The following is a 24,579-nucleotide window of genomic DNA, read 5'->3' as shown; positions in this document are numbered from 1 at the left end:
GGGGCCGAGCGCGGCGAACCGCACGCGAGAGGAGCCGAACCAGTGTCGGACAGCCGGTGGAAGGTCGCGGACAGCACGCGCGGGGGCGCACGTCCCGTCCTGGACCCCTCACTGCCTCCCCGCCTCTCCGGAAGGCTCCGGAAGCATCTGCCCTTCCTGCGCTCGAAGCGGGCCTGGGCCAAGCAGCCCCGGCTCCCGAACCGGACGCGCATGGCGGCGGGAGGGACCGCCGTGGCCGCGCTGAGCCTCCTCTGGGCACTGGTCAGCGGCCCCCTCCTGGTGTGGTCGGTCCCCCTGTACTTCCTGGGCCTGCTGGCACAGGCCGCGGTCGTGGGCGCCGCCGGACTCGCCATCACCCGCGTGCGCCCGAGGTCCCTGCTGCCGCGGTGGCTGTCGCGGACCTCGCGGCGCCGGTCCTGGCAGGCGTTCTCCCTGACCTTCGTGCCCGCCACCCTGACGAGCTGGTTCCTCGCCCTGGCGGGTCCGGAGTGGGCCTTCAACCTCTACTGGTTCGTGCCGGGCGCGGTGTACGCGGCCGCCGCCCTGTGGGCGGGGTGGTGGTGGCCCCGGGGCGACCGGCTGGCGGCGGCGCACGCGGACCGCTACCTGGTGCCCGCGAACCTGGGTCGGCAGGGCACCCGCCTGCTGCTGGACGTGCAGAGGACGATCGGGACCGTCGAGGAGGCCGACCTGCGGCTGGGCGACTCCTTCGACGCGGCCCAGCCCCTGTCGGTCCTGCGCGCCGAGGAGTGGCGGATCGCCTCGCTGCTGCACCGGCACGAGCGGATCAGGGAGGAGTACGTGGCGGACTCCCTCGACGCCGTCTCGGAGCGGGTGCTCGCCGTGCTGGACCAGCAGCACGAACGGCACGAGGCCGTGTACCGCGAGCTGGCGGCGCGGGTGGACGCGATCCGGGACTACGGCGCGTCCGTCGAGGAGGCCCTGGCCGCGCACACCGAGTGGGAGCAGGTCCGAAGGGTCGAGGAGCGCCAGCGCGAGCTGGACCTGCTCCTCGCCCAGGTGGACTCCGACGGCGGCAACGCCGACCAACTGCACGGCGAGGCCCTGAACGCGCGCGCCGTCAGGGAGACCCGGGACGAGTTGATCGACCGGATGCTGGAGGCGGGCCGCTCCCTGGAGTCCGGGGCCGCCGGGTCGGCCGAAGCCGCCCTGCTTACGGAGACCGCCGAAGCCGCCCTGCCGACGGAGACCGCCGAGGGCGCGAGGGCGTAGACCGGGAGCCGCGGCACCCCCGTGAACCCCGGTCCACCAAGGGGAGAACTCCTGTGGACGCCCGTCCGCCGAAAACGTTCACCCGCGGATCCGAAAATGATTCGGCCGAGGAGTGACATGAGTCACATGGCAACTTTGTTACCAGTGAGAACACGAGAGCGTCACGGACGGATCGTGACCACGGGTTGACGCGGCGCTTCGGTGGTCGTCAGATTGGGCGCGTCTTACCAGCCCCTCCAGTGAGGCGACCCCCATGATCGACCGAAGACTGTTCCTCGGCGGCGCATCGCTCGCCACCGTCGGCACCCTGCTCGTCACCAGCGGTTGCTCCCGTGCGGAGAGCAACGGCGAACTCACCTCGGGCGGCGGCCAGGCCGGCGCCCTTCCGGTGAGGGTCGCCAACGAGACCGGCACCTTCCCCGACAGCGAGATCCGCGCCTACGTCGTGGGCACCGACCTGACCACGAACACGCAGTCCTGGGTCGACGCCGACGGCGTCGCGCACCCGGTCGCGGAGTCCGACAACACCGACGAAGGGTTCACCGACTACTCGATCCCGCTGGACTCCGTCAGCGAGCTGACCCTGCCGTTCATGTCCGGCCGGGTGTACTTCGCCCTCGGCGGCAAGCTCCGGTTCAAGGTCGTCACCGACGGCAACGGCAGACCGGCGCTCCAGTACCCGGCGGGCTGGGTCGAGTCCGACCCCAGCCACGGGGTGCTCCACGACACCGTGGAGTTCACCCACAACGAGACCGGCATGTACTGCAACACCAGCATGGTGGACCAGTTCAGCGTGCCGCTGGCCATCCGCCTCCAGGGCGAGGCCGACCAGACCACCGGCACGTTCGAGCCGGGCGGCCGCGACGCGGTCTTCGCCACGCTCTCCGCCGACCCCGTCTTCTCGTCGCTCGTGCTGCGCGAGGGAGAACTCGTCATCGCCCCCGGGCACGGGCTGGACGCCGGACTGTTCCCCGCCGACTACTACGACTCCTACATCGACCAGGTCTGGGAGCGCTACAGCACCACCGACCTGCGCGTCACCACCAACGCCGGGACCTTCACCGGCCGCGTGGACGGCTCGGGCAACCTGGTCTTCGACGGCGGCGTGGCCCCGATCCCCAAGCCCTCCACCCGCGACGTCTTCTTCTGCGACGGCGCCCTGGCGGCCCCCAACGACGGCATCACCGGTCCGGTGGCCGCGATCCTGGGCGCGGCGTTCAACCGCTCGACCCTGCTGGACACCGCCGAGCACCCGGTCACCGACCCCGCGGCGTTCTACAACCACGAGACCACCAACCGCTACGCGGCGGTCTTCCACGAGAACACCGTGGACGGCAAGGCCTACGGCTTCGCCTTCGACGACGTGTCGAACTTCGCCTCCTACGTCCAGGACCACGCGCCGGTGTCCCTCGACGTGACGCTGACCGCGTTCTAGCGCCTCCCGGGCCGGGGCCCCTCAAGACCGGAGGCCCCGGCCCAGCCCCTGCTCCCGGCTGTTCCTCCCCGAAACCGAGGTGTTCCCCGTGCCCACCCGTATCCGTCCCGGCCACATCGCCCTGGCCTGCGCCGTCGCGCTCCCCCTGACCGCCTGCGCGACGGGCTCCCCCGTGGAGGTCGAGACCGTCGCCGACCAGACCTCCGCGTCGTGCGGCCTGTTCTTCGACGACTTCGACTACACCGGCCCCGACGACCCGGCCCTGCGCGGACAGGGGTGGAACGTCCGCAGCTGGCCCGGCGGCCCCGGCGTGCCCGGCGCGTCCTGGGACGCCGACAACATCTCCTTCGCCCAGGAGGGCGGCGACTCCCTGCTCCGCCTGACCTCGACCACCGACGGCACCCCGGCGGGCACCAGCCAGGCCGAGCTGACCTTCGGCGAGGAGAAGTTCCACGAGGGCACCTACGCCGCCAAGGTCGAGTTCGCCGACGCCCCGGTCTCCGGCCAGGACGGCGACACCGTGCTCCAGACCTTCTACACGATCACGCCCCTGGCCTACGACAACGATCCCGCCTACAGCGAACTCGACTTCGAGTACCTGCCCAACTCGGGCTGGGGCGCCCCGGCCGAGGCCATGTACCTGACCTCCTACCACACCTACCAGCGCGACCCCTGGGTCGCGGACAACACCAGCGACGTGGTGAACCGCTCCTTCGGCGGATGGCGCGACCTGGTGGTCCAGGTGACGGACGGCGTGGTCCGCTACTACGTGGACACGCACCTGGTGGCCGAGCACAGCGGGAAGTACTACCCCTCGTCGCCGATGTCGATCAACTTCAACCAGTGGTTCGTCGACATGAGCGGCCACACCGGCGGCCCGAGCACCTACGTGCAGGACGTGGACTGGGTGTACCACCAGCAGGGCGAGGCCGTTGCCCCCGAGGAGGTCAACCGGCGCGTGGGCGCGCAGCGCGACGCGGGCGTCTCCCGCGTCGACGGGGTGGTCCTCGGCGGAACCTGCTGACGCTCCGGCCCGTCCGCCGGGCGGCGGGCCCGGCACGACGCGGTCGCGTCGGGGCCGCCGCCGCTCGGCCCCGGACCGCCCGGCGGACGGGGACCGGCATGACCGGTCGCACACTCACAAAACGGTTCGAGGCCCTCTGACACCGTGATAGAGTCAAAGACGTCGCCAGGGAGACCGGGCGACACACAACTGAACAACCTGCACTCGTAGCTCAATGGATAGAGCATCTGACTACGGATCAGAAGGTTGGGGGTTCGAGTCCTCCCGAGTGCGCCACCTTGAGACAGTGGAGAAACCGCCGGACCCGCACACCACACGGGCCCGGCGGTTTCTTTTGCGCTGTCCGGCGGACGGCTGACAGCGGCCGGACCCGGCCCCTTACGGAGGGCTGCGGCGAATACGTGGTGCGGAGTTCAGCGCACCACGGCCCACGGGGACGGCCCCGGCCGACCCGGCATACGGGCCCGGTCATATGGCGCTTTCCGTGCCCCAAGGTGTCCACCGATGCAGGCCACGAGGGCCAGACACCCCCGAGACCCTTCGCTCCACGACGCTTGTCACGCCCCTCGTCGCCGTCGACGCACCTGGCGTAGACCCGCGGCAGCACCTCTTGACCACGCCCCGCCCAGGCCGCCGCCCGAGCGGGGCCGATCCGTCGCAGTCGGTACTCGTGTCGGCTCGTGTGGGCCAGCACCACCCCGACGACCGCGCTGTTCACCGAGCTGTCGGCGGTCGGAGTCCCTTGACTCGACGAGGGGCTGGGGATAGCTTTCGACCTATGATGTTCGCAATGGGTACAAGTATCCGCGATGCGCACAGGAGGGTTTCGTGATCGCCCCTCTGGACGAGGCTGTCCGGCAGCTCGTCCATGACGGCGACACCGTCGCCCTGGAGGGGTTCACCCATCTCATCCCCGTGGCCGCCGGGCACGAGATCATCCGACGGGGCCTGCGCGACCTCACCCTGGTGCGCATGACGCCCGACATCGTCTACGACCAGCTCATCGGCGCCGGGTGCGCCAGGAAACTCGTCTTCTCCTGGGGCGGCAACCCCGGCGTCGGCTCGCTGCACCGCTTCCGCGACGCCGTCACCTCGTCCTGGCCCGTGCCCCTGGAGATCGAGGAGCACAGCCACGCCGGGATGGCCAACCGCTACATGGCGGGCGCCTCCGGTCTGCCCTTCGCCATCCTGCGCGGCTACTCCGGCACCGACCTGGTCGAGCACAACCCCAACATCAAAATCGTCACCTGCCCCTTCACCGGGCAGGAACTGGCCGCCGTCCCAGCACTCAACCCCGACGTGGCCGTGATCCACGCGCAGCGGGCGGACCCCCGGGGCAACGTCCAACTGTGGGGCATCACCGGCGTCCAGAAGGAGGCCGCGCTGGCCTCCGAACGGGTGCTGGCCACGGTGGAGGAGGTCGTGGACAACCTCGACCCCGTACCCGGCCAGGTGATCCTGCCCAGCCGGATCGTGGACGCCGTCAGCGTCGTCCCCGGCGGCGCCGCGCCCTCCTACGCGCACGGCTACTACGAGCGCGACAACGCCGCCTACCGGGCCTGGGACGCGGTCGGCCGCGACCGCGAGGCCTTCACCGCCTGGCTCGCGGACCTCACTGCCGGCGCCGGGGCCCCTTCCGCCCCCGCGCCGCCCGCGGCCTCCGGCACCAGCGACACCGGAACTGTCGGGAGGGGCGCGTGACCACCGTGACCTGGACCTCCGACGAGATCATGACCGTGACCGCGGCGCGCTCGCTGCGCGAGGGGATGTCCTGCTTCGTCGGTATCGGGCTGCCCAGCACCGCCGCGAACGTGGCCCGCCGCACCCACGCTCCCGACCTGTGGATGGTCTACGAGTCCGGCACCCTGGGCGCCGTCCCCGACCACCTGCCGCTGTCCATCGGCGACGGCGTCCTGGCCGACACCGCCGACACCGTGGTCTCGGTCCCCGAGGTCTTCAACTACTGGCTCCAGGCCGGACGGATCGACGTCGGCTTCCTCGGCGCCGCCCAGATCGACCGGTACGCCAACATCAACACCACCGTCATCGGCGACTACACGGACCCGAGGGTGCGCCTGCCCGGGGCGGGCGGCGCCCCCGAGATCGCCGCCTCCTGCCGCGAGGTCGTCGTCGTCATGCGGCACAGCTTCCGCGCCTTCGTCGAGGAGGTCGACTTCGTCACCTCGGTCGGCCACGGCTCGGGCCCCGGCGACCGCGAGCGCCTGGGCCTGCGCGGCGCCGGTCCGGTGCGGGTGGTCACCGACCTCGGAGTGCTCGAACCCGACCCCGTCACCCGCGAACTCGTCCTGACCGGTATCCACCCCGGCGTGGCGCTGGACGCGGTCCGCGAGGCCACCGGCTGGGACCTCACCGTCGCCCGGGAGCTCGCTCAGACCTCACCGCCCACCAGCACGGAACTCTCCGTCCTGCGCGATCTCACCGGCCCGGAACCGCTTGGCGACCCGCACGGGCCACGCCACCAGGTGTGACGTGACACGGCGGAGAAGACGAAGCCGTACGCCGGTATCGCCGGGGCGCACGCGCGGACACGGAGCCGGGGGCGACGGGGTTCTGGTGTGCGGTTCGGCGTGCCTCGTGCCTGCTCCGACAGGGCGCGAGGCCGGGGCCTGACGCAGGAGAACCGCGCGGCCCGGCCCGCGGGGGCCGGGCCGCACCGGGCCGGATCAGGCCGGGGTGATCTCGGAGACGGTGGACGCGCCCAGGTCCGGGTTGACGCAGACGCGGTCGTTTCCGTCCGTGGGCACGTAGGCGGAGCCCTCGTCGTTCTGGAGGAACAGGTGGGCCCCGGCCGCCTCGATGGGTTCGCACTCCTCGGGGTCGTAGACCTCCGGGTTGGGGCGGGACACGGTCACCGTGGCCGCGTCGCCCGGGTACAGCGCGAAGACGCTGCCGTCCTGCCCCTGGATCTCCGCTTCGGCCCCGATGAGGTTGCCGTCGGGCTGGCCCCAGTACATGCTCGCGAGGGAGGGGTACATGGTGCACGCCACGTCGTCCTCGGGGCTGAGCGGTTCCTGCTTGACAAGCTCGAACTCGATGTGGACGGTACCGGCCGCGCCCTCGCGCGCCGTCTCGGCCACCTCGAAGTCCGCCGCCGTGCAGTCGCGGACGCTCATGGCGCCCGCATCGGAGTCGGCGGTTCCGGCGACCGCGGGCGCGGACGCGAGCAGGAGGGCGGGCAGCGACACCGCGCCCAGGGCCGCGGTTCGGACCGGACCGATGCGAAACGCGCTCGTCATGGTGAACATCCCCTCATCCCGTGTTGCGTGTGTTCCTTCTGTCGGCGTCGGTCCATGACCGATTGGTGATGGTGTGACGCCGATTCCCTCTGTGTCGTTCTCTCCCGGAAGCGTTTTAAACAACGTTTACCGATGCGGTGCCGACAGGCCGCTACGGGACGCTCCGGCGCGCCTCCTCCGGCGGAGACCGGCACCCGGCGCCGCGAGACCCGGGCGAACCGCTAGGAGGGCCGCCCGGCTATCCTCCGGGAAGCCGCCTGCCGTGGCGGCGCCCGGCAAGCCGGGGCCGTACGCCGCTCGTCCCACCCACGGAGCGCCCCATGCCAGCACCGCACGCGCGGACCACCAACTGGGCGGGCAACGTGACCTTCGCCAGCCCGCGGGTCCACCGGCCCAGGACGGTGGACGAACTGCGCCGCGTCGTCCGCGACAGCGCGCGGATCCGCGCGCTGGGCAGCGGCCACTCCTTCAACCTCGTCGCCGACTCCGACGCCGACCTGGTGCGCCTGGACGGGCTGCCCGCGGAGGCGGAGACCGACGCCGAGGGCCGGACCGTCACCGTCACCGCCGGTACCCGCTACGCCGAACTGGTCACCGCGCTGCACGGGCGGGGGTTCGCGCTGGCGAACCTGGCCTCGCTGCCGCACATCTCGGTCGCGGGCTCGTGCGCTACCGGCACCCACGGGTCCGGGGACGGCCAGCGCTGCCTGTCCGCCGCCGTGCGGGCGGTGCAGCTCCTGGGACCCGACGGCGACCTGGCCTGGCTGAGCCGCGACGCGGACCCGGAGGTCTTCCCCGGCGCGGTGGTCGCGCTGGGCGCGCTGGGCGTCGTCACCCGGCTCTCCCTGGAGATCGAACCGGCGTTCACGGTGGCCCAGCGGGTCCGCGTCGGGGTGGCCCTGGACGAGGTGGCCGACCGCGTCGACGACGTGTTCGGCGCGGCCTACAGCGTCAGCCTGTTCACCGACTGGCTCGGGGAGGGCTCCGTGTGGCTCAAGCACCGCACCGACCGCCCCGAGGGCGACTGGCGGGGCGGTCGGCCCGCGTCCGGACCGGTGCACCCCGTCCCGGGGATGCCTCCGGAACCCAGCACCGAGCAGATGGGGGTCGTCGGCCCCTGGCACGAGCGGCTCCCGCACTTTCGCCCCGAGCTGGAGCCGAGCGCGGGCAAGGAGCTGCAGTCAGAGTTCTACGTGCCGCGCGAGGCCGCGGGCGCCGCGTTCGCGGCCCTGCGCGGGATCGGGCACCTGCTGGCCCCGGCGCTGTACGTCGCGGAGGTGCGCACGGTCCGCGCGGACGACCTGTGGCTGAGCCCCGCCCACGGCCGTGACTGCGTCACCTTCCACTTCACGTGGCTGCCGGACCCGCGGGCCGTGGCGCCGGTCCTGGCGGCCGTGGAGGAGCGCCTCCTGCCGCTTGGCGCCCGCCCGCACTGGGGCAAGCTGACCGCGATGGCCCCGGCCGACGTCACCGCCCGGTACGAGCGCGCGGCGGACTTCGCACGCCTCGCACGCGCGCTCGACCCGGACGGCAAGTTCCGCAACGCCTTCACCGACGCGCTCTTCCCCCGCGGGTGAGGCGGGGCCGGGGGCGCCGGGCCGCCTCGCGGGGCCCTGTGAGGCGGCCCGGCGGGAGAGCGCGGTCAGGCCGGGTCGACCCGGTACAGGGTGGTCGAGCCGGACACCTCGTTGGCCACGGCCAGCACCGGCACGCCCCGGATCGGCGAGTCCGAGGCGCTGATGAAGGCCAAGCCCTCCGCGCCCAGGTCGCCCGCCTCGCCGGTGCCGGGCTCGGCGGTGAAGTCGCGGTTGTTCAGGTACTGCACGAAGGACGCCTCCCGCGGATCGGTGACGTCGTAGACCATCACGCCGCTCACCCGTTCCAGTCCCACGAACGCGTAGGTGCGGCCCGCCACCTCGCCGAGCACGACACCCTCGGGCTCGGGGCCCTTGTCGTCGCTGCGGTTGTCGAAGGCGTTCTCCGCGTGGTCGGAGTTGAAGGACTCCGGCTCGGCCTCGGCGGTGATCCGCTCGAAGTCCGACCCGGAGTCGAAGAGGAGCTCACCCCCGGCGGTGAAGATCGAGAACGAGCGTCCGCCGAACGCGTACACGTCCTCGTAGCAGCTGCCGTCCTCGCGCAGGCCCTCGGCGGCGGTGACCGTCAGCCTGCCCATGTTGGCCTCGTCGAGCAGTTCCCCGGTGCCGTCGACGCCCAGGTCGTTGTCGGCCAGGAACTCCCGGAGGCGCGGGGAGTCCTCGCACAGCGGGGTCTGCTCGGCCAGGTCGGCCAGGCGCGTCTCCTCGGAGTAGCCGTCCCAGTCGCGGGTGTCGCCCTCGTTGGCGGTGACCAGCAGGGTCTGGCCGCGCCAGCGGTAGGTGTCGAACCCGTCGGGCTGGTACATGCCGTACACCGGCCAGTTGGCGATGCGGACGCCGTCGTCCCGGTTCGACACGTCCAGCTCGTTGCCGGGCGCCATGTGGTCCTTGAGGCCCAGGGGCACGATGTCGGTGAACTCGGCGGTGCGCAGGTCCAGCAGCGCGACGGCGTTGGCCTCCTGGAGCACCACCTGTGCGCTGTGGGCGGTGTCCGCGGAGATGTACTCCGGCTCCAGGTTGCGCGCCACCCGGCCCGGTGTGCCCGGTTCGCCGGTGGACAGGTCCGGCCCGAACACCCGCACCCCCGAGGGCAGCTCCCGTTCCCCGTCCCAGGCACGGAAGTCGGCGGTGCGGACGTCGTCCTGGGTGACGGCGGCGGGCCTGCGGTTCACGCGGACGACGCTCACCGAGCCCTCGGGGTCGGCCGAGTAGTCGTCGGCGGGCTCCCCCTCGTTGGCCACCAGCAGCAGCCTGCCCTCGGGCGTGAAGGCGGCCATGTCCGGCAGGGCGCCGACCCGGACCGCGTTGAGCGCGGTGCCGTCGGTGCCGTAGAAGACCACCCAGCCGTCGTCGGTGCGGTCGGGGGCCTCCACCGCCACGGCCACGGTGTCGCCGTGGACCGCCACGGAGTTGGCGACCGCGCCCTCCGGCACCACCGAGCCGTCGGCCGCCTCGACCCCGGGTGTGCGCAGGTCGAACAGCTTGGCGGGGGCCGCGGGGTCGGAGACGTCGAGGACCTCCACCGTGGCGGCCAGGGCGTTGACCACGTACAGGCGCTGGGTGCGCGGGTCGTGGGCGACGATCTCCGCCGCCGCCTCGTCGAAGGAGCCGGTGCGGTAGCTGCCGAGGACGGACAGTTCGACGCCGTCGCGCCCGCCCTCGCGGGGCTCCTGCCGCTCCGCGTGTGCGGGGGCCGCCGTACCGGTGAGGGCGACGGCGAGGGAAACCGCGGCCGCCGTGGTCTTGCGCATACGTGCTTCCTGGGGGCTCCGGGGGAATGGGCGCGGTCACGCCCGCGCCGAAGCCAACCAGGGGCGGACGAGATCGGGCTGAACGCCCGGTGGCGCGGGGGTGAAGGCGGGTGGCGGCCGGTCCGAGGCGGCGGGGCCCGGTGGAAGGGGCCTCGGCTTCGGGCACGGGCGTCCCGGTCGGACGGAGAACCGGGCGCTCGCGTACCAGCGCCGTGACGGCGGCCGTCCTCCGGCGACCCTACCGGTCACGGGAATGTGCTTTACGCCGCCCTACCTGTGGAAATTCCACGCGCATGGCGCCAAATCGGTGCATTGACGCACCGGCGCACCGGAGAAATCCGCGGAAAACCGCCGCGGGCACATGTCCGAACGGCACGGGAAAAGGGGGCGGCGGGGGTTCGGCGGGTGTCGGGCCCCGGCGGCGGACGCCGCGGGGTCACCGGGAATAGCCGGAGGGAAAGTCCTGGGAGAACTCAGTGACCGGCCGACCGGAGCCTGTGCCAGGCGGTCGTCCAGCGCTGGCGCTCAGCGGCGTCCTCACCGGCGCAGGCGGTCACGAAGGCCATCAGGAACACGTACCGGGGCAGCTGGGTCCCCTCCAGGACGTCCCGGAAGGTGGTCGCCCGCACCGCTCCCCCGCACAGGTACTCCAGCTCCAGGTAGGACCAGTCGCCCGCCCAGACCAGGTAGCGGCGCATGACCAGCAGGAACTCCGCGGGCGTCTCGGCGTCCAGGGGGTTGGGGCGGCCCTCGTAGCCGTCCAGGGCGCGGACGGTCGGGTGGCGCTCCACGGCGGAGCTGGGGGCGGTGAGGACCCGGTCGAGCCAGCTGGTGCGACCGAGGGACCGGTTCGGTCCGGTGGGTTCGAGGACGCCCGTGGTGGTCACACCTTCTCCTTTTCACCGGTCGAAATCGACGTCATGAGGGGTTCTCTCGTACGCGCCGCGCCTGTTCGGCGCGCACGCGAGCGGGGGGATGGAGAGAACGACGAAGGTCGGATACCAGCTGTTGTGGGGAGAACTCCGACGCTTCGGTTACGGAGAAACCTACCGGATGAACACGGAACGCGAAAGCGCCTGGCGGCACGGTTTCGGAGAGGCGTTGGTCTCCCCCGGGTGTGACGTCGCCGCCGTCGATCCCACTGTTGTGTGCTTTTACCGCAAAGGACAACAAAGGTCATCTGGAGCACCGGGCAAAACGTCCCCCATGGCGGCGGTGCCTGAAACGCGACCACCTGGGACGTCAGGGGGCAAGCTCCCTGGTTCACCAGATTATTTTGTCCGAATACGAAATTTAAGCATGACCATAACCAGGGTCACGGTGTCCACTCCAGCACGGTGGCGTCGTCGCTCCCCTTGCCGCGCGGATGACGCAGCCGGTCGGGGTCGGCGGCCTCCAGTTCGCGCACCCGGTCCAGCAGGGCGCGCGGTCCCCTGTCCGAAACCAGGGAGAACGCCTGGCCCCAATCCAGATCCCCGAAGAGGTCCACCACCCGGCTCGCCCCGTCGGTCATGGCGGTGAAGCGCCCGAGGGGCAGGGTTCCGGACAGCGCCTCCTCAGCCGCCCGCGGATGGGCTCCCGCCGTCCAGAAACCCCCGGGAACGTTGCGGTACGCGCGGATGGCGTCCCAGGGGCTCCCCCGGCGGGCCAGGTCGGCCCTGAGGCCGTCCAGGCGGGTGTCGGTGAGCACGTGCAGCCCGTCCACGCCCTCCACCAGCAGCACGGAGTCGGACAGCACCAGGTACTCCAGCGCGTCGGAGCCGGCCCTGACCACCACGGCCGTGGCGGACGGGCTCTCCTGGTTGGCCAGGTCGCAGGTGTGCGCGTGCAGGGCGGAGGCCGTCGCGATCGCCTCGGCGAGGGCCTCTCGCAGGGGGAGCCCCGCGTCGGCCCCGGCCAGCAGCAGGGCGCCGAGCCGCCGGGTGTACCAGGCCACCCCGTGGGAGCAGCCCGTCTCCAGGTCCCGGGGCGCGCTCGCCCCGTCCAGGAGGACCGCGCTGGTCGCGGTCGCCGCGGCGAAGTCCTCGTTGGGTCGGCCGGGGGAGCCCGGCTCCGTGGCGACGCGGAAGGGCATTCCCGGGATCTCCCGTTCACGGACGGCACGTCTGTCGTGGGCGCCGCGGCCCCGCCCAGGAGGCACGACGACCAGGCACTTCCTACCCCGGAAAGTTACACCCATGGAAAGCACAGCTTTCGGGTAGTTGAACGGTTCAGTACTTTTCCGGAGACGGCCGAGAACGCCCGCCCCTGCTCCGGCAAGGACGCGAGCAGGAGAAGCACCCCCCGCGACGAAAGTCGGGGACCCGCACCCGCAAGGACCAGAACAGGAACCGGAAGATGACAACGGGATGGATCACCCCATGTGGAATGTTCCCTACTATTTTCGGAGGGCCAGGCGAATACTCAGGAGAATGGTTCCGCTCCCGGTCAGGAAGGCGCTCTTCCTCCCCGTCTCATGGAGGCACCGGAGGAGGGACCCGGAACTCACCGTGTCGACCTACCGGCGCGAACCCGTGCTCGCACGGCGCTGGTCCGGCCCCTTCGACATCGAGGACTCCGTCGCCCGGCGGACGAACCGCTTCGCCGACCTCCTGCGTGAACGGGGGATCGACTACTTCCTCTCCCGGTCCAACGGCGTGTACCACCGCTCGGTCGCCGTGTCCGAGCAGGACAGGGCCGAGGTCCTCGCGGTCCTCGCCTCCCGCTACAGCCTCCGCGGCTCGTACGTGAGGACTCCGGCCGGGTACCGGCCCCTGTCCCCGTTCCGGCTGCGCCGGCTCCGCCGCGCTCCGGTGATCCGGCTCGGGGAGCACGTCGTCGGCGGCCGGGGCCCCGCGGTCGTCGGCCCCGCCCACGGCTTCACCGTGGAGTTCTGGCAGGAGGGCGAACGGTTCCTGGCCTCCCCCGACCACGAGGAGAGGCTGGACCGGCTCCGGGTCGTGGCGCCCGAACACGTCCTGCGGGAGTCGCTCATCGCCCCGCAGCCCAACCCGGTGAGCGAGGTGATCCCCGGCAAGGGCCGGAAGTCCGCCGAGGTCAGGGTCGGCGACCGGACCCATCCCACCCTGGACGCCTTCACCTGGGAACTGGCCACCGACCTCACCTTCCCGATCGACGCCGTCTACACCTGGGTCGACGGGGCCGACGAGGCGTGGCGGGCCAGGCGCGACGCCCACCTCGGGGCGGACGCCCCGGCCAACCCGAACTCCGCCTCCGACTCCCGCTACACCAGCCGGAACGAACTCCTCTACTCCCTGCGTTCGCTGGAGATGTTCGCCCCCTTCGTGCGCAGCGTCTACATCGTCACCGACGGCCAGACGCCGCCGTGGCTGGACACCGGCCATCCACGGGTACGGGTGGTGGACCACACGGAGATCTTCGCCGACCCGTCGGTCCTGCCGGTGTTCAACTCTCACGCCATCGAGTCGCAGCTGCACCGCGTCGAGGGCCTGGCCGAGCACTACCTGTACCTCAACGACGACGTGTTCTTCGGTCGGCCCGTGTCCCCCTCCCTCTTCTTCCACTCCAACGGGCTCGTGAAGCTGAACCCCTCCCCGTACCGCTTCGGCCTGGGCGAGGTCAGCGGGGAGGACCAGCCCGTGGACGCCGCCGCCAAGCGCAACGGCGCGCTGCTGGAGAGGCACTTCGGCAGGGTGCCCGTGTCCAAGTTCAAGCACACGCCCATCCCGCAGCGCCGGTCGGTGGTCCGGGAACTGGAGGGGAGGTTCCCCGAGGTCTTCGCGCGGACCGCGGCGTCGCGGTTCCGCCACCCGGAGGACCACTCCGTGCCCTCGTCCCTGCACCACTACTACGCGCTGTTGACGGGCAGGGCGGTGATGGGCGGGCTGCGCTACACCTACCTCAACCTGGCCGACCCGGGCGCGGTGCGGCACCGGACCGGGGCGCTGCTGGCCCAGCGCGACTTCGACACCTTCTGCGTGAACGACACCACGGAACCGGACGAGGCGGCCGAGAGGCACGTCGAGGAGTTCCTGGGCGACTACTTCCCCTTCAGAAGCAGCTTCGAGAAGTGAGGGGCGGCCCGGCCGCGGCCGGGCCGCCCCGGGTCAGCGCACCAGGACGGTGGTGTGCACGTCGATGTTGCCGCTCTCCCAGAGCCAGTCCATCGCGGCCAGGCTCACCCGGGCGCATCCGTGGGAGGCGGGCTGGGCCGGGACGACCGGGTACCCGTGCACGGCGATGCCGCCGTTGAAGTACTTCGGTCTGTAGAGCGCACCGTAGGGACCGGGGTCCCAGGCGTCGACCTCGCGGAAGACGGTGTAGGTGCCGGTCGGGGTGGTGGCGATCCGCTCGGTGCCGTCCGAGGACTCGTAGGGCTGGCCGGATCCCGTGGAGGTGTTGAGGACTCGCTCCACCTCGCCGCCGGAGACCACCAGCAGCAGCTGCCGGTCCAGGTCGATCTCCAACAGGTCGCCGGAGGTGCTCTGGGCCTCGGGGAGCACGCCCTCGGCGAGGGCGGCGCGGGTGGCCGGGCCCACGACGCCGTCGCGGGCGATACCGGCGGCCTTCTGGAGCGCCACGACGGCCTGCTCGGTGTGGAAGCCGAACTGGCCGTCCACGCCGTCGATCCAGTAGCCCAGTTCGGCGAGGCGCTCCTGGACGGCGCTCACCCCGGCCCCGGAGCTGCCCTGGCGCAGTTCCGGTCCGGTGCTGACCGAGGCCGGTGCGGCGTGCGCGGACGGAGCCGCCACGACGGCCCCAAGGAGCAGGGCGAACGCCGCGGCCACGGCCAGGAGGAGGGTCTGTTTCGGGTGCTGTGTCGGGAGGAAACGGGGGGTTGCCATACGTCCTCCTTACCCATCCGGCGCGCGGTTCTCCCCGCCGCGCGGGACTTGTGGACGACTTCCGCCCTCGTGTGCGGGCGGACGTGCGCGGACGCGCAGGCGGTTTCCCGGACCGCGCGTCCGCCGCGACGGCGGGCGGCGCCCGACCGGGTTCAGCGCCCTCCGGGGTCCGGGCTGTGCGAACGCGCGTGCAGGGACGAGGCGACGTGGGCCAGGGCCCGGCACCGGGCGAACTCCACGGCGGTGAAGGGGATGACCTCCCGGCGGACGGTCAGGACACCGCCGTCGGGCGCCGGAAGGGTCATGACCGTGCCGGACAGGTCCTCGCGGGCCGTTCCGGCGGGCGGTTCGGCGGTGTGCTCCACGGCCCGCGCCGAGGCCAGGGACAGCAGCGAGCGCTCCAGCGTGGTCGCCCCGGTGACCAGGGCGCTGACCAGGGAGAGCGTGCGGCTGGTGGTGTCGCTGAGCTCGTGGACGTCGGCGCGGCGCACGGCGGCGTCGCGTCCGCCCGCCGCCCGTACGGCGGTGTACATGTCGCCCTCTCCCACGTGCGCGGGAGCGCTGACGAAGAACTCGTCCACGGCGTCCGCCCCCGAAGGGTGCACCTGCATGAGCCGGATGTCGATCCCGAGGGCGGCGAACCGCGCGGTGAGCGCGGCCAGGCCGCCGGGCACGTCCGCGACCGTCGCGCGGACGCTCCACAGCAGGTCGTCGGACGGGGAGCGCAGCGGTTCCCCGCCCGCCGGAGCCTCGATCCCCTCCCCGTCGGGCAGTCCGGCCGGGCGGTGGTTCCGGAAGGGTCCTCGGCCATCGGCCGATCCGGTGTTCGCGGGCGCCCCTGCGCTCCCGGACGCGTTCACCTCCCCCGGGTCCCGGGGCGGCCGGGGAGCGGACGCGGCCTTGTGGCGTCGCCACCGGTGAACCGCGGAGACCGCGAGCAGCAGCAGTCCCACGGTGATCAGGACGCGGACGCCCGTGTCGCTGTGCCCGAGGGAGAGCACCACCAGGTGCGCCGCACCGGCGGCGAGGAGCAGGGTGCCCAGGTCGAGTGCCTCGCGGCCGAAGAAGCCGTGGCGGTGGTCGTCGGTTCCGTGCTGTCCTTCGGAAACGTCCATGGACCGAAGATCCCAGGGCGACGTTGCGCCCGTTCGCCCCTGCGTGAAGGACCGGTAACAACGGAGAGTGACAATGGCCACTTCTGCGGGACGCGCGCGTTCCGCAAGCGGACGCGCCCGGAGGCGGACGCCTCCCGGCGGGACCGGGAAACGGCTGCCGCACCGGCGTTCCCGAGGCCGCGAAGCTCTCAGGAAGCCCGCCCGATCAGCGAGAACGCCGGTCGGCCCGGCTCCGCGCACAAGGAATGTGCCGTGTCGCACAGCGCTTCTACCGTGAGGTGGAACGGCACCGGCGTGTCCTCCCCATGACGACATCCTCCCGTTGGACGCCTTCCGTCCACAGACGCATGGAGCACACGGAACACATGGAGCGCGACGTGACCAGGACCGGACCGCAGAACAGGGCCCGCGATCCGCACCCGCGAACGACGAGCGGCTCCGGGGCGCCGGTGCGCACACTGCGCGCCCGGTCCCCGCTGCCGCTCCTGGTCACCGGGGCCGTCGCCTCCCTGGTGGCCCTCCTGGCGACCGCCGAGATCGCCACCACCCTGGCGGGCGGACCGCTGCACCACCACGCGTGGATCTGGTTCGACACCCACGGCCACGAGGAGCTCTGGGCGACTCCCGAGACGATGCTCGCGTCCGCGCTGCTCATGTCCATGGGGCTGACCGTCGTCGTGCTCGCGCTCGTTCCCGCGCGAGGCGACTGGCTGGCGCTGTGCGACGACGGAGTCCGCCCCGCCGACGGCGTGCCCGGCCTCCGCCTCGCAGCGGAGGAGTAGGCGCACCGGTCACGGCCTCACCCGCCCCGGGCCGGGTCGTCCAGGTCGACGACATCGATGTCCAGGCGGGCGACCGGCAGGCCGAGCCGCTGTTCGGCCAGGGAGCGCATAGCGCTCCGGGCGGCGTCGGCGGCGTCCGGGATGGGGAAGCCGACGGCGACACGCGCCGTGGCCCGGACGGAGAGGCCCTCGCGGGTCTGCTCGACGCGGCAGCGGCCGACCACGACCCCCGGGACGGACTCGACGGAGGTCCGGAGCATGGCCGCCACGGCCGACTCCCGGACCTCGGTGCCGCCGGGGCCGGAGCCGCTCAGGACGATCGTCCCCTCGGATCGGCGCTCGGCGCGCACCACGCGCATGACGTCCGTGAGCAGGCCGGGAGGAGCGGTGACCTCCTCCGCGTCGTCCCGGCGCACCGCTTCGACGAGCGGGCGCAGCTCACCGGCCTCCGCCACGCAGTGCTCGCAGGAGGTCTCGTGCTCGGTGAGCCGACCGGACAGCAGGTCCCTCAGGAGTGCGTCCACCGAGGTTCCGCAGGGCAGTCGGTCGTGGTCGTCGGACGGGTCTACCGCCATGGCTCAAGCGCCTCCACGAGATGGGTACGCGCGCGGTGAATACGTCCACGCACAGCGGTCGGGGTCGTGTCGACGATCTCCGCTATCTCTTCATAGCCCAATCCTTCCATTTCGCGCAGAACCCAGCAGATCCGTTGCGGGGGCGGCAATCCCGACAGCGCTTCGAACAGCGCCTCGCGCAGGTCGCCCGCGAGCGTCTCCCCCGCCGGTCCGGGTTCCCGTGCCTCCAAGCGTTCGTCGTCCTCCACCGGTTCCACCGGCCTGCGGTCCCGCAGCATGTTCAGGGCGCGCCGTCCCACGATGCGGTTGAGCCAGGCGGGGAAGCTCTGCGGGTCGGCGAGTTCGGGAAGCCTGCGCCACGCGGTGATCAGGGCCTCCTGGGCCGCGTCCCGAGCGTCGGCGGGATCGCGCAGCACACGCAGGGCGATCCGGTAGACGACGTCCTGGTGCCGACGGACGAGGTCCTCGAAAGCCCTGTCGTCCCCGTCCTGGGCGCGCTCCACGAGCACGCTCTCCGGAAGTGCGGTTTCCCTGTGCATCGTCGCTGCGGCCACCCCTCCCCGTACACGAGCACAGAGAAACTACCCCAGGTTTCCGCCGAACACGGCAGTCCCGCACCCGCGCCTCCCCCACACTAGGGGTGACACAGGTCACACTGAAACGGCCGTGAGCCTACGGCCCTTCCCCGTGTCCTTCCCTGTGACGGCGCCACGAGGGGTGGCGCCGAGCGAGCGAGGAGAGCACCGCCATGGGAGAGATCAGGTTCAGCCTCAGGAGGACGGCCGCCATGCGCGCCGCCGAGGCGGCCGTCCCGGCCGGGACCCCGCCCCTGGCCCGCACCCCCGACGCCGCGCCGGAGCACGCCCGGAGCGACAGCCGGGACGTGGTCGTCGACGCGGCGGCCCGTTTCGCGGCCTCCTCTCGCGACCGAACGCGATAGAGGCCACAGCACCGCCGGAAGAGGAGTCGGCGGCGCCGCCCGGGGAAGACCGACAGTCCAGCTCAGAGCGGCCCCGACGGCCCCGCGCGAAGGACCGGCGGACGGGCCCGGCCACGGCGGGCCGCCCGTCTCCACCCCTGACCGAACACCCGAGAACACAAGGAGAACCGACCATGGCCGCGAAGAGCGCCCAGAGCAGTGAACTCGCCCCCGCCGAACTGCGCGAGGCGGGCAGCGCCCCCGTGCGCGCCCAGCACTCCCACGAGCTGAACACCGACACCGGCCGCACCTCGATCGCCGACCACGTGGTCGCCAAGATCGCCGGTATGGCCGCCCGGGAGGTCCGGGGCGTCCACCACATGGGCGGCGGGGCCGGACGCGCCTTCGACGCCGTCCGCGAGCGCATCCCCGGCTCCACCTCCACGAGCACCGCGGCGCGCGGTGTGGCCGTGGAGGTCGGCGAGCGCCAGGCCGCGGTGGACATCAACCTCGTCGTCGAGTACGGCGTCTCGATCCCGGACCTGGCGGCCGTCGTGCGGCGCAACGTCATCTCCGGCGTGGAGCGGATGACCGGCCTGGAGGTCACGGAGGTCAACGTGACCGTGGACGACATCCACCTGCCGGACGAGGAGGAGAGCCGTTCCACCGCCGAGCCGAGGGTCAGGTGACGGCGGAGCGGACAGCGGCACACCGGCAGACACGACGTGAGGGAGTGAGGACCCATGTGGTCGATCGTCGGACTCGCCTTCGGGGCGGTCCTCGGCCTCGCCGCCGCCTTCGGGGGCTTCGGAGCCTTCCTCCTGGTGCTGGTCCTGGGAGCCGCGGGCTTCCTGGCGGGCAGGGCCTACGAGGGCGAGGTCGACCTCGCGGAGCTGTTCACGCGCCGTGAGCGCGGTGGTCGCCTGTGAGCGCCGCCGAGGCCTTCCCGGGGAGCCGCGGACCGGCCCCCGGGGAGGACGCCGCGGGGGCCGGGGCGGCCGCGGAGGCCGCCGGGACGCCCGGTGCGCTTGCGCGGTCCGGCGCCGAGCCGGACCGGCACGCGCTCCGGGTGCCGCCCGAGGAGCGCGGCACCACGGTCGTGTCCGACCGGGCGGTCCGCCGCCTGGCGTGCGCCGCCGCCGCCGAGCACCGGTCCACCCGCCCCCTGGGCGACCGGCTGGGCGGGCTGGTGGGCGAGGGCCGCAGGGCCCGAGCCGAGGTGCGCCGGGGCGGCTCCCGTGTGGGACTGCGCCTGGAGATCGCCGTCGCCTACCCCTCCCCGCTCGCCCGCACCGCCGAGGAGGTCCGCGCGCACGTGGCCGCCACGGTGGAGGGCCTCACCGGGCTGACCGTCCACAGCACCGACATCGAGATCGTCGAACTCGTACCCGCGCCGCGGGTGCGCTGAGCCATCGGAGGAAGCGGAGATGACTTCCCTCCAGGAGGAGGCGCGGACCCACGGGGCGTCCGCGGACCCGGGCGGCCCCCCGCCCGGGGATCGGCGCGGGGACCGCGGGGCCCGGCGGACCGCTGTGAGGGTCTTCCGGCCCCGGCGGTCACTGCCCGCCGTCGTGGTCGCCGCCTCGGTGGCGGCGGTCTCCGGGCTGGTGCTAGCCGTGATCACCGCGAGCATGGTCGGCGCGCCCGCGCCGTTCCCCGCGGTGGACGGCATGGCCGCCCGCGCCGCCACGGTCCCGTGGGAGGCGCCCGAGACCATGCTGGCCTCGGGGGTCGCCGCCACCCTGGGCCTGATGCTGCTGATCGCGGCGTCACTGCCCGGGTACGGCGGCCACCTGGTCCTGCGCACCGACGACCGGGACATGGCCGTGGGCCTGTCCCGGCGGGCGCTGCGCGACCTCCTCGCCGTCTCGGCGCGCGGGGTGGACGGTGTCCGCGGAGCACGCGTGCGGGTGGGCCGCCGCACGGTGCGGGTGCGGGCGCGCACGCACGTACGCGGCGCCCACTGGCTGAGGCGGGACGTGGACGCGGCCGTGCGCCGGAGGCTGGAGGAGCTCGCTCCGGTCCGCGCGCCGAGGATCCGCGTCCGGGTGCGGGAGGAGGCGTGAGCATGGACGGACAGCGATCCGCACCGGAGCCGGACCCGTCCGGCACGGGGGACGCGGGGACGGACAGCCCGGGTACAGGCAGCACGGACGCGGGCGGCCCGAACACGGGCGGCGTCGCCGGGACCGCCCAGGGCACGACCGGCGCGAGCACAGCGGCCTCCGACACGGCCGGCGCCGACGCGTCACACGGGCACGCTCCGACCCGGTCCACGATCCGGGGCTTCCCCCACCGCCGCACCAGGAGGACCGCGCGGGGCAACCGGCTCGGACTGTTCCTCACCGGCCTGGTGCTCCTGATCGGCGGCGCGGCCGGGCTCGCCGTCGGCGGCGGCCTGTTCGGCGACGGCCCCGCCGCCGCCCCGCTGACCGGCCTCGAACCGGTGGCACGGGCCCTGGCCTGGCCCTGGGCACCCCACACCGCCGCGGCGGTCGCGCTGGTGCTCACCGTGCTGGCCGTGCGCTGGCTCCTGGTCCAGGGCCGCGCGTACCGCCCGCGCAGGCTGCTCGTGGGCGCGGACACGGCGGCGGGGCGGACCGAGGTGTCGCCCTCCGCCGCAGGGGAAGCCCTGGTCGCCCAGCTCAGCGCGCACCCGCGCGTGGTGCGCGGCAGGGCGAGGTTCACCGAGTCCGCGCGGGAGCCGCGCCTGTGGCTCGACCTGGTGCTGACCGAGGACGCAGATCCCGTGCAGGTGTGGCACGCCTGCCGGGACGAGGGGGTCGACTCCCTGCGCGAATCCCTGGAGCTGGAGCGGCTGCCCACCGTCGTGCGCATGTCGGCCTCGGGGCGCAGCGGGGGCAGGGACCTCGCCTGACACGTGCGCCCCGCGGGGAAACGGAAGCCGGGATCCCGCCGGGTCCCGTACGCCCCACCGGACACACGTGAACGAGAACACCGACCGCCCCGCGCACCCCGCTGAGGGGGAGCGGGCGCGGACGGCCCACCTGCCCCGCGCCCCCGCAGGGGGCGGGAGCGAGAACCCCGCCCGGTCCGCGCGTCCCCGTCGAGGGGAGGGGGCGTGACCGGGCGGGCGACGGGGGCGGCGCGGTCCGCCGGTACAAGGGGAGACGCCGGCGTGACCCCGCCCCCGTCATCACACCCGGACTCCGCCCGCCCGGCTCCCACCGCGACCGGGACCTGCGGCGGCCCCGCGTGTGCTATCTTCGCCACTCGCGGCGACCCGGACCTGAGCCCCGTGCGTCAGGGACGTGCCGGACCCCCGTGTCTCCCCGGCCCCCGGTGTCGAGACCGGTAGTTCACCACCTGCACGTCTCGACACACCAGGAGTCCACGCCCGTGCGCGTCTACTTCGCGGTGTACGCCCGAGGGCTGCACCGCTACTCCACCTACCGCGCGGCCACGGTCGCCGGGATCTTCACCAACTCCGTCTTCGGCGCGATCAACGCCACCGTCATGCTCGCCCTGTTCGCGGCGCGCCCCGAGATCAACGGCTACGACGCCGGGGACGCCGTCACCCAGGTGTTCGTCAGCCAGGGCCTGATCGGCATGGTCGCCATCATGGGCCCGCCGCTGGAGCTGGGCGAACGGGTGCGCTCGGGCGCCGTGGGCGCAGACCTGCTGCGGCCGGTCTCCCTCCAGGGCTGGTGGCTGGCCGAGGACCTGGGCAGGGCCACGTTCAACCTGGTCTTCCGCGGGGTGCCCACGTTCGCGGCGGGGATGGTGCTGTTCGACCTGGAGCTGCCCGGCGACCCGCTCCGCTGGGCCGCCGTCCTGCTGTCCGCCGTGCTGGCCACTCTGGTCTCGTTCGGGCTGCGCTACCTGTACGAGCTGGCCGGGTTCTGGATCCTTGACTCCAGCGGGGTCTGGGCGGTGGCCGGGCTGCTCGGCCCGGTGGCCGCCGGGATGCTGCTGCCGCTCACCCTGTTCCCCCCTGCGCTGGCCGACACCCTGCGGCTGCTGCCGTGGGCGTCGATGGTCCAGATCCCCGCCGAGATCATGCTCGGCAAGGACACCCTGCCGGGCGGCACCGTGCTCGGCGGGCTGGCCCTCCAGGCGTGGTGGGCCGCCGCCCTGTTCGGCCTGGGCGCGTGGGTCACAGCCCGGGCGACCCGCAGGGTGGTGGTCCAGGGTGGCTGACCCGCTCTCCCGCGCCCGCGAGTCCGTGGCCTGGCCGCTGCGCGCCTACCTGCTGCTGGCCTGGACCTGGTGCCGGGCCCTGGCCCAGTACCCGACCTCGCTGGTGCTGATGACGCTGGCGACCTCGATCGGGGTGTTCGCCGAGATCGGCGCCGTCCTGGTGGTGTTCGGCCACGCCGGGCGGCTGGCGGGGTTCGACCTCGTCGAGGGGCTTCTCATCGCCGGGCTGGCCGCGACCGCCTTCGCCTGCGCCGACATGCTCCTGGGCAACGTCGAGCGGCTGGGGGAGCACATCCGCACCGGGTCGCTCGACGTGATGCTGGTGCGCCCGGTGCCGCCGCTGGTGCAGATGGCGACCGACCGGTTCGCGCCGCGCCGCCTGGGCCGGATCGTCCCGGGCTCGGTCGTGACCGTCTTCGCCCTGGCCGCGTGCGACATCGACTGGACCCCCGGCAAGGTGCTGATGCTGCCGCTGCTGCTGGTCTCGGGGACCGCGATCTGCTGCGCGGTCTGGGTCATCGGGGCGTGCCTCCAGTTCCTCGTCGCCGATTCCAGGGAGGCGGCCAACTCGGTCACCTACGGCGGGCAGGCCCTCACCGAGTACCCGCTGGCCGTCTACGGCCGCGACCTCGTGCGGGCGGTGACCTTCGTGCTGCCGCTCGCCTTCGTCACCTGGCAGCCCGTCCTGTACCTGCTCGACCGCCCCGACCCGACGGGGCTGCCGGACGCCCTGCGCCACGCCACGCCCCTCGTCGCCGCCGTCCTGTGCGTGGTCGCCGCCGCCTGCTGGCGCTTCGGGCTGCGCCACTACCGATCCTCCGGGAGCTGAGCATGACCTCCGTCCGCGAGTCCGACGCGTCCGACGCCGAACCGATCATCGAGGCCGTCGGCCTGGGCCGCGACTTCGCCCTGTCCGAGGGGCCGTTCCTGCGGCGCAGGCGGCGCACCGTCAGCGCCGTGCGCGACGTGAACCTCACCGTGCGGCCCGGTGAGATCGTCGGTTACCTGGGCCCCAACGGCGCCGGGAAGAGCAGCACCATGAAGATGCTGACCGGCATCCTCACCCCCTCCTCCGGGCGCCTGCGGGTGACCGGCCTGGAACCCTCCCGCCAGCGGACGAGACTGGCGAGCCGGATCGGCGTGGTGTTCGGCCAGCGCACCACCCTGTGGTGGGACCTGCCGCTGCGGGACAGCCTGGAGCTGACCCGGCACATGTACCGCGTTCCGGCCGCCGACCACGCCCGCCGCCTGGCCGAGATGACCGAACTCCTCGAACTCGGGCCGTTCCTGGCCACCCCCGTGCGCCAGCTCAGCCTGGGCCAGCGCATGCGCGGCGACCTCACCGCGGCCCTGCTGCACGGCCCCCGGCTGCTGGTGCTGGACGAGCCGACCATCGGCCTGGACGTGGTCAGCAAGTCGAGCATCCGCGAGTTCCTGCTGCGGCTCAACGCGGAGGAGGGTACGACCATCCTGCTGACCACGCACGACCTGGGCGACGTGGAGCGCCTGTGCGAGCGGGTGGTGGTCATCGACCGGGGAAGCCTGGCCTACGACGGCGGTCTGGACGGGCTGCGCGCGAGCGTGCCCGCACCGCGCGTGCTGGTCGTGGACCTGGCCGAGCCCGCCCCGGACATCGAGGTGGAGGGCGGCCGGTGCGTGCGCGTGGACGGCCCGCGCCAGTGGCTGGAGCTGTCGGAGAACCCGGCGGCGGTGATCGCCCGCGTCGCCCAGCGGCACGAGGTGGTCGACCTGACCCTGCGCGAGCCCGACATCGAGGGCGTGGTGGCCGCGCTGTACCGGGGGACGGCCGTCGGCGGGGCCTAGCGTCTCCGGCCGGGGGCACCGTCGCCGCTCTTCTCCGCGGACCGCCTCCTCGCCGAGGCCACCACGCGTGTGGCGGGTGCGCCGGGGGTGTTTTTCCGGCCCC

25 protein-coding genes and 1 tRNA gene are annotated in these 24,579 nt (G+C 73.0%); 18 read left to right on the top strand and 8 right to left on the bottom strand.

The features are described 5' to 3' along the window. The first annotated feature begins 42 nt into the window (after positions 1-42). The 6 genes from KGD83_RS01360 to KGD83_RS01335 all read left to right on the top strand — a co-directional run bounded on the left by KGD83_RS01360 (position 43) and on the right by KGD83_RS01335 (position 6,181). Complete coding sequence (locus tag KGD83_RS01360; protein WP_212642150.1) at positions 43-1,233, top strand: hypothetical protein; 1,191 nt, start codon at positions 43-45, stop codon at positions 1,231-1,233. Positions 1,234-1,486: 253 nt separating this feature from the next. After that, entirely contained in the window at positions 1,487-2,668 is a 1,182-nt protein-coding gene (locus KGD83_RS01355) for a glycoside hydrolase family 64 protein (RefSeq protein ID WP_212642149.1), read from the top strand. A gap of 88 nt (positions 2,669-2,756) precedes the next feature. Continuing rightward, positions 2,757-3,692: a glycoside hydrolase family 16 protein gene (locus KGD83_RS01350; RefSeq protein ID WP_249352072.1), complete on the top strand. Its 936-nt coding sequence runs from the start codon at positions 2,757-2,759 to the stop codon at positions 3,690-3,692. A 200-nt stretch (positions 3,693-3,892) separates the two neighbouring features. Next, positions 3,893-3,968: transfer RNA gene (locus KGD83_RS01345), tRNA-Arg, on the top strand. A 552-nt stretch (positions 3,969-4,520) separates the two neighbouring features. Continuing rightward, positions 4,521-5,393, top strand: a complete 873-nt coding sequence (locus KGD83_RS01340) for a CoA transferase subunit A (protein ID WP_212642147.1) — start codon at positions 4,521-4,523, stop codon at positions 5,391-5,393. Next, positions 5,390-6,181: a CoA-transferase subunit beta gene (locus KGD83_RS01335; RefSeq protein ID WP_212642146.1), complete on the top strand. Its 792-nt coding sequence runs from the start codon at positions 5,390-5,392 to the stop codon at positions 6,179-6,181. The genes KGD83_RS01340 and KGD83_RS01335 overlap by 4 nt, the downstream gene beginning before the upstream one ends. 195 nt (positions 6,182-6,376) lie before the next feature. On the opposite strand, the gene KGD83_RS01330 is transcribed toward KGD83_RS01335, so the two are convergent. Next, on the bottom strand, positions 6,377-6,949 hold the full coding sequence (locus KGD83_RS01330) for a DUF4232 domain-containing protein (protein WP_249352071.1): 573 nt from the start codon (positions 6,947-6,949) through the stop codon (positions 6,377-6,379). 320 nt (positions 6,950-7,269) lie between these two features. Between KGD83_RS01330 and KGD83_RS01325 the strand changes: the two genes are divergently transcribed. Beyond that, positions 7,270-8,526: an FAD-binding protein gene (locus KGD83_RS01325; protein WP_212642144.1), complete on the top strand. Its 1,257-nt coding sequence runs from the start codon at positions 7,270-7,272 to the stop codon at positions 8,524-8,526. A 65-nt stretch (positions 8,527-8,591) separates the two neighbouring features. Here the strand turns inward: KGD83_RS01325 and KGD83_RS01320 are convergent, their stop codons facing one another. The 3 genes from KGD83_RS01320 to KGD83_RS01310 all read right to left on the bottom strand — a co-directional run bounded on the left by KGD83_RS01320 (position 8,592) and on the right by KGD83_RS01310 (position 12,369). Next, positions 8,592-10,295: a choice-of-anchor I family protein gene (locus KGD83_RS01320; protein ID WP_212642143.1), complete on the bottom strand. Its 1,704-nt coding sequence runs from the start codon at positions 10,293-10,295 to the stop codon at positions 8,592-8,594. 473 nt (positions 10,296-10,768) lie between these two features. Further along, positions 10,769-11,182 carry a hypothetical protein gene (locus tag KGD83_RS01315; RefSeq protein ID WP_212642142.1) on the bottom strand — a complete coding sequence of 138 codons (414 nt, stop codon included), beginning with the start codon at positions 11,180-11,182 and terminating at the stop codon, positions 10,769-10,771. Positions 11,183-11,610: 428 nt separating this feature from the next. Then, positions 11,611-12,369, bottom strand: a complete 759-nt coding sequence (locus tag KGD83_RS01310; RefSeq protein ID WP_212642141.1) for a hypothetical protein — start codon at positions 12,367-12,369, stop codon at positions 11,611-11,613. A gap of 415 nt (positions 12,370-12,784) precedes the next feature. On the opposite strand from KGD83_RS01310, the gene KGD83_RS01305 reads away from it, so the two are divergent. After that, entirely contained in the window at positions 12,785-14,329 is a 1,545-nt protein-coding gene (locus KGD83_RS01305; protein ID WP_212642140.1) for a stealth family protein, read from the top strand. A gap of 33 nt (positions 14,330-14,362) precedes the next feature. Here KGD83_RS01305 and KGD83_RS01300 read toward each other — a convergent pair whose 3' ends face one another. Together KGD83_RS01300 and KGD83_RS01295 are read right to left on the bottom strand one after the other, a co-directional pair. Further along, the gene (locus KGD83_RS01300; protein WP_212642139.1) at positions 14,363-15,100 is read right to left on the bottom strand and encodes a L,D-transpeptidase family protein; all 738 of its coding nucleotides are present in this window, start codon (positions 15,098-15,100) and stop codon (positions 14,363-14,365) included. 152 nt (positions 15,101-15,252) lie between these two features. After that, a complete protein-coding gene (locus KGD83_RS01295; protein ID WP_212642138.1) occupies positions 15,253-16,215 on the bottom strand; it encodes an ACT domain-containing protein in 963 nt (320 codons plus the stop codon). A gap of 377 nt (positions 16,216-16,592) precedes the next feature. Here KGD83_RS01295 and KGD83_RS01290 point away from each other — a divergent pair, with 377 nt between their 5' ends. After that, on the top strand, positions 16,593-16,997 hold the full coding sequence (locus KGD83_RS01290) for a hypothetical protein (protein ID WP_249352070.1): 405 nt from the start codon (positions 16,593-16,595) through the stop codon (positions 16,995-16,997). Between the two features lie 17 nt (positions 16,998-17,014). Here KGD83_RS01290 and KGD83_RS01285 read toward each other — a convergent pair whose 3' ends face one another. Further along, positions 17,015-17,572, bottom strand: coding sequence for a hypothetical protein (locus KGD83_RS01285; RefSeq protein ID WP_212642137.1), 558 nt, complete (start codon positions 17,570-17,572; stop codon positions 17,015-17,017). Next, complete coding sequence (locus KGD83_RS01280) at positions 17,563-18,111, bottom strand: RNA polymerase sigma factor (RefSeq protein WP_212644222.1); 549 nt, start codon at positions 18,109-18,111, stop codon at positions 17,563-17,565. The genes KGD83_RS01285 and KGD83_RS01280 overlap by 10 nt, the downstream gene beginning before the upstream one ends. A 209-nt stretch (positions 18,112-18,320) precedes the next feature. On the opposite strand from KGD83_RS01280, the gene KGD83_RS01275 reads away from it, so the two are divergent. The 9 genes from KGD83_RS01275 (at position 18,321) to KGD83_RS01235 (ending at position 24,476) form a co-directional block, all read left to right on the top strand. Continuing rightward, the gene (locus tag KGD83_RS01275; protein ID WP_212642136.1) at positions 18,321-18,512 is read left to right on the top strand and encodes a hypothetical protein; all 192 of its coding nucleotides are present in this window, start codon (positions 18,321-18,323) and stop codon (positions 18,510-18,512) included. Between the two features lie 173 nt (positions 18,513-18,685). Next, positions 18,686-19,180, top strand: coding sequence for an Asp23/Gls24 family envelope stress response protein (locus KGD83_RS01270; RefSeq protein WP_212642135.1), 495 nt, complete (start codon positions 18,686-18,688; stop codon positions 19,178-19,180). Positions 19,181-19,234: 54 nt separating this feature from the next. Next, a complete protein-coding gene (locus tag KGD83_RS01265; RefSeq protein ID WP_019609456.1) occupies positions 19,235-19,420 on the top strand; it encodes a hypothetical protein in 186 nt (61 codons plus the stop codon). Beyond that, a complete protein-coding gene (locus KGD83_RS01260) occupies positions 19,417-19,899 on the top strand; it encodes an Asp23/Gls24 family envelope stress response protein (RefSeq protein WP_212642134.1) in 483 nt (160 codons plus the stop codon). The genes KGD83_RS01265 and KGD83_RS01260 overlap by 4 nt, the downstream gene beginning before the upstream one ends. A 19-nt stretch (positions 19,900-19,918) precedes the next feature. Then, positions 19,919-20,557, top strand: coding sequence for a DUF6286 domain-containing protein (locus tag KGD83_RS01255; protein WP_212642133.1), 639 nt, complete (start codon positions 19,919-19,921; stop codon positions 20,555-20,557). A 2-nt stretch (positions 20,558-20,559) separates the two neighbouring features. Continuing rightward, positions 20,560-21,369, top strand: coding sequence for an Asp23/Gls24 family envelope stress response protein (locus KGD83_RS01250; protein WP_212642132.1), 810 nt, complete (start codon positions 20,560-20,562; stop codon positions 21,367-21,369). Positions 21,370-21,851: 482 nt separating this feature from the next. After that, the gene (locus KGD83_RS01245; protein WP_212642131.1) at positions 21,852-22,652 is read left to right on the top strand and encodes an ABC transporter permease; all 801 of its coding nucleotides are present in this window, start codon (positions 21,852-21,854) and stop codon (positions 22,650-22,652) included. Then, on the top strand, positions 22,645-23,481 hold the full coding sequence (locus KGD83_RS01240; RefSeq protein WP_212642130.1) for an ABC transporter permease: 837 nt from the start codon (positions 22,645-22,647) through the stop codon (positions 23,479-23,481). The genes KGD83_RS01245 and KGD83_RS01240 overlap by 8 nt, the downstream gene beginning before the upstream one ends. Positions 23,482-23,483: 2 nt before the next feature. Then, entirely contained in the window at positions 23,484-24,476 is a 993-nt protein-coding gene (locus tag KGD83_RS01235) for an ABC transporter ATP-binding protein (protein WP_212642129.1), read from the top strand. The last annotated feature ends 103 nt before the right edge of the window (positions 24,477-24,579 follow it).

It is taken from the genome of Nocardiopsis akebiae, assembly GCF_018316795.1.
In the GTDB taxonomy this organism is placed as follows: domain Bacteria; phylum Actinomycetota; class Actinomycetes; order Streptosporangiales; family Streptosporangiaceae; genus Nocardiopsis; species Nocardiopsis dassonvillei.
The sequence above is the reverse complement of the archived record's forward strand: the minus strand, read 5'-3'. Positions and strand labels throughout refer to the sequence as shown.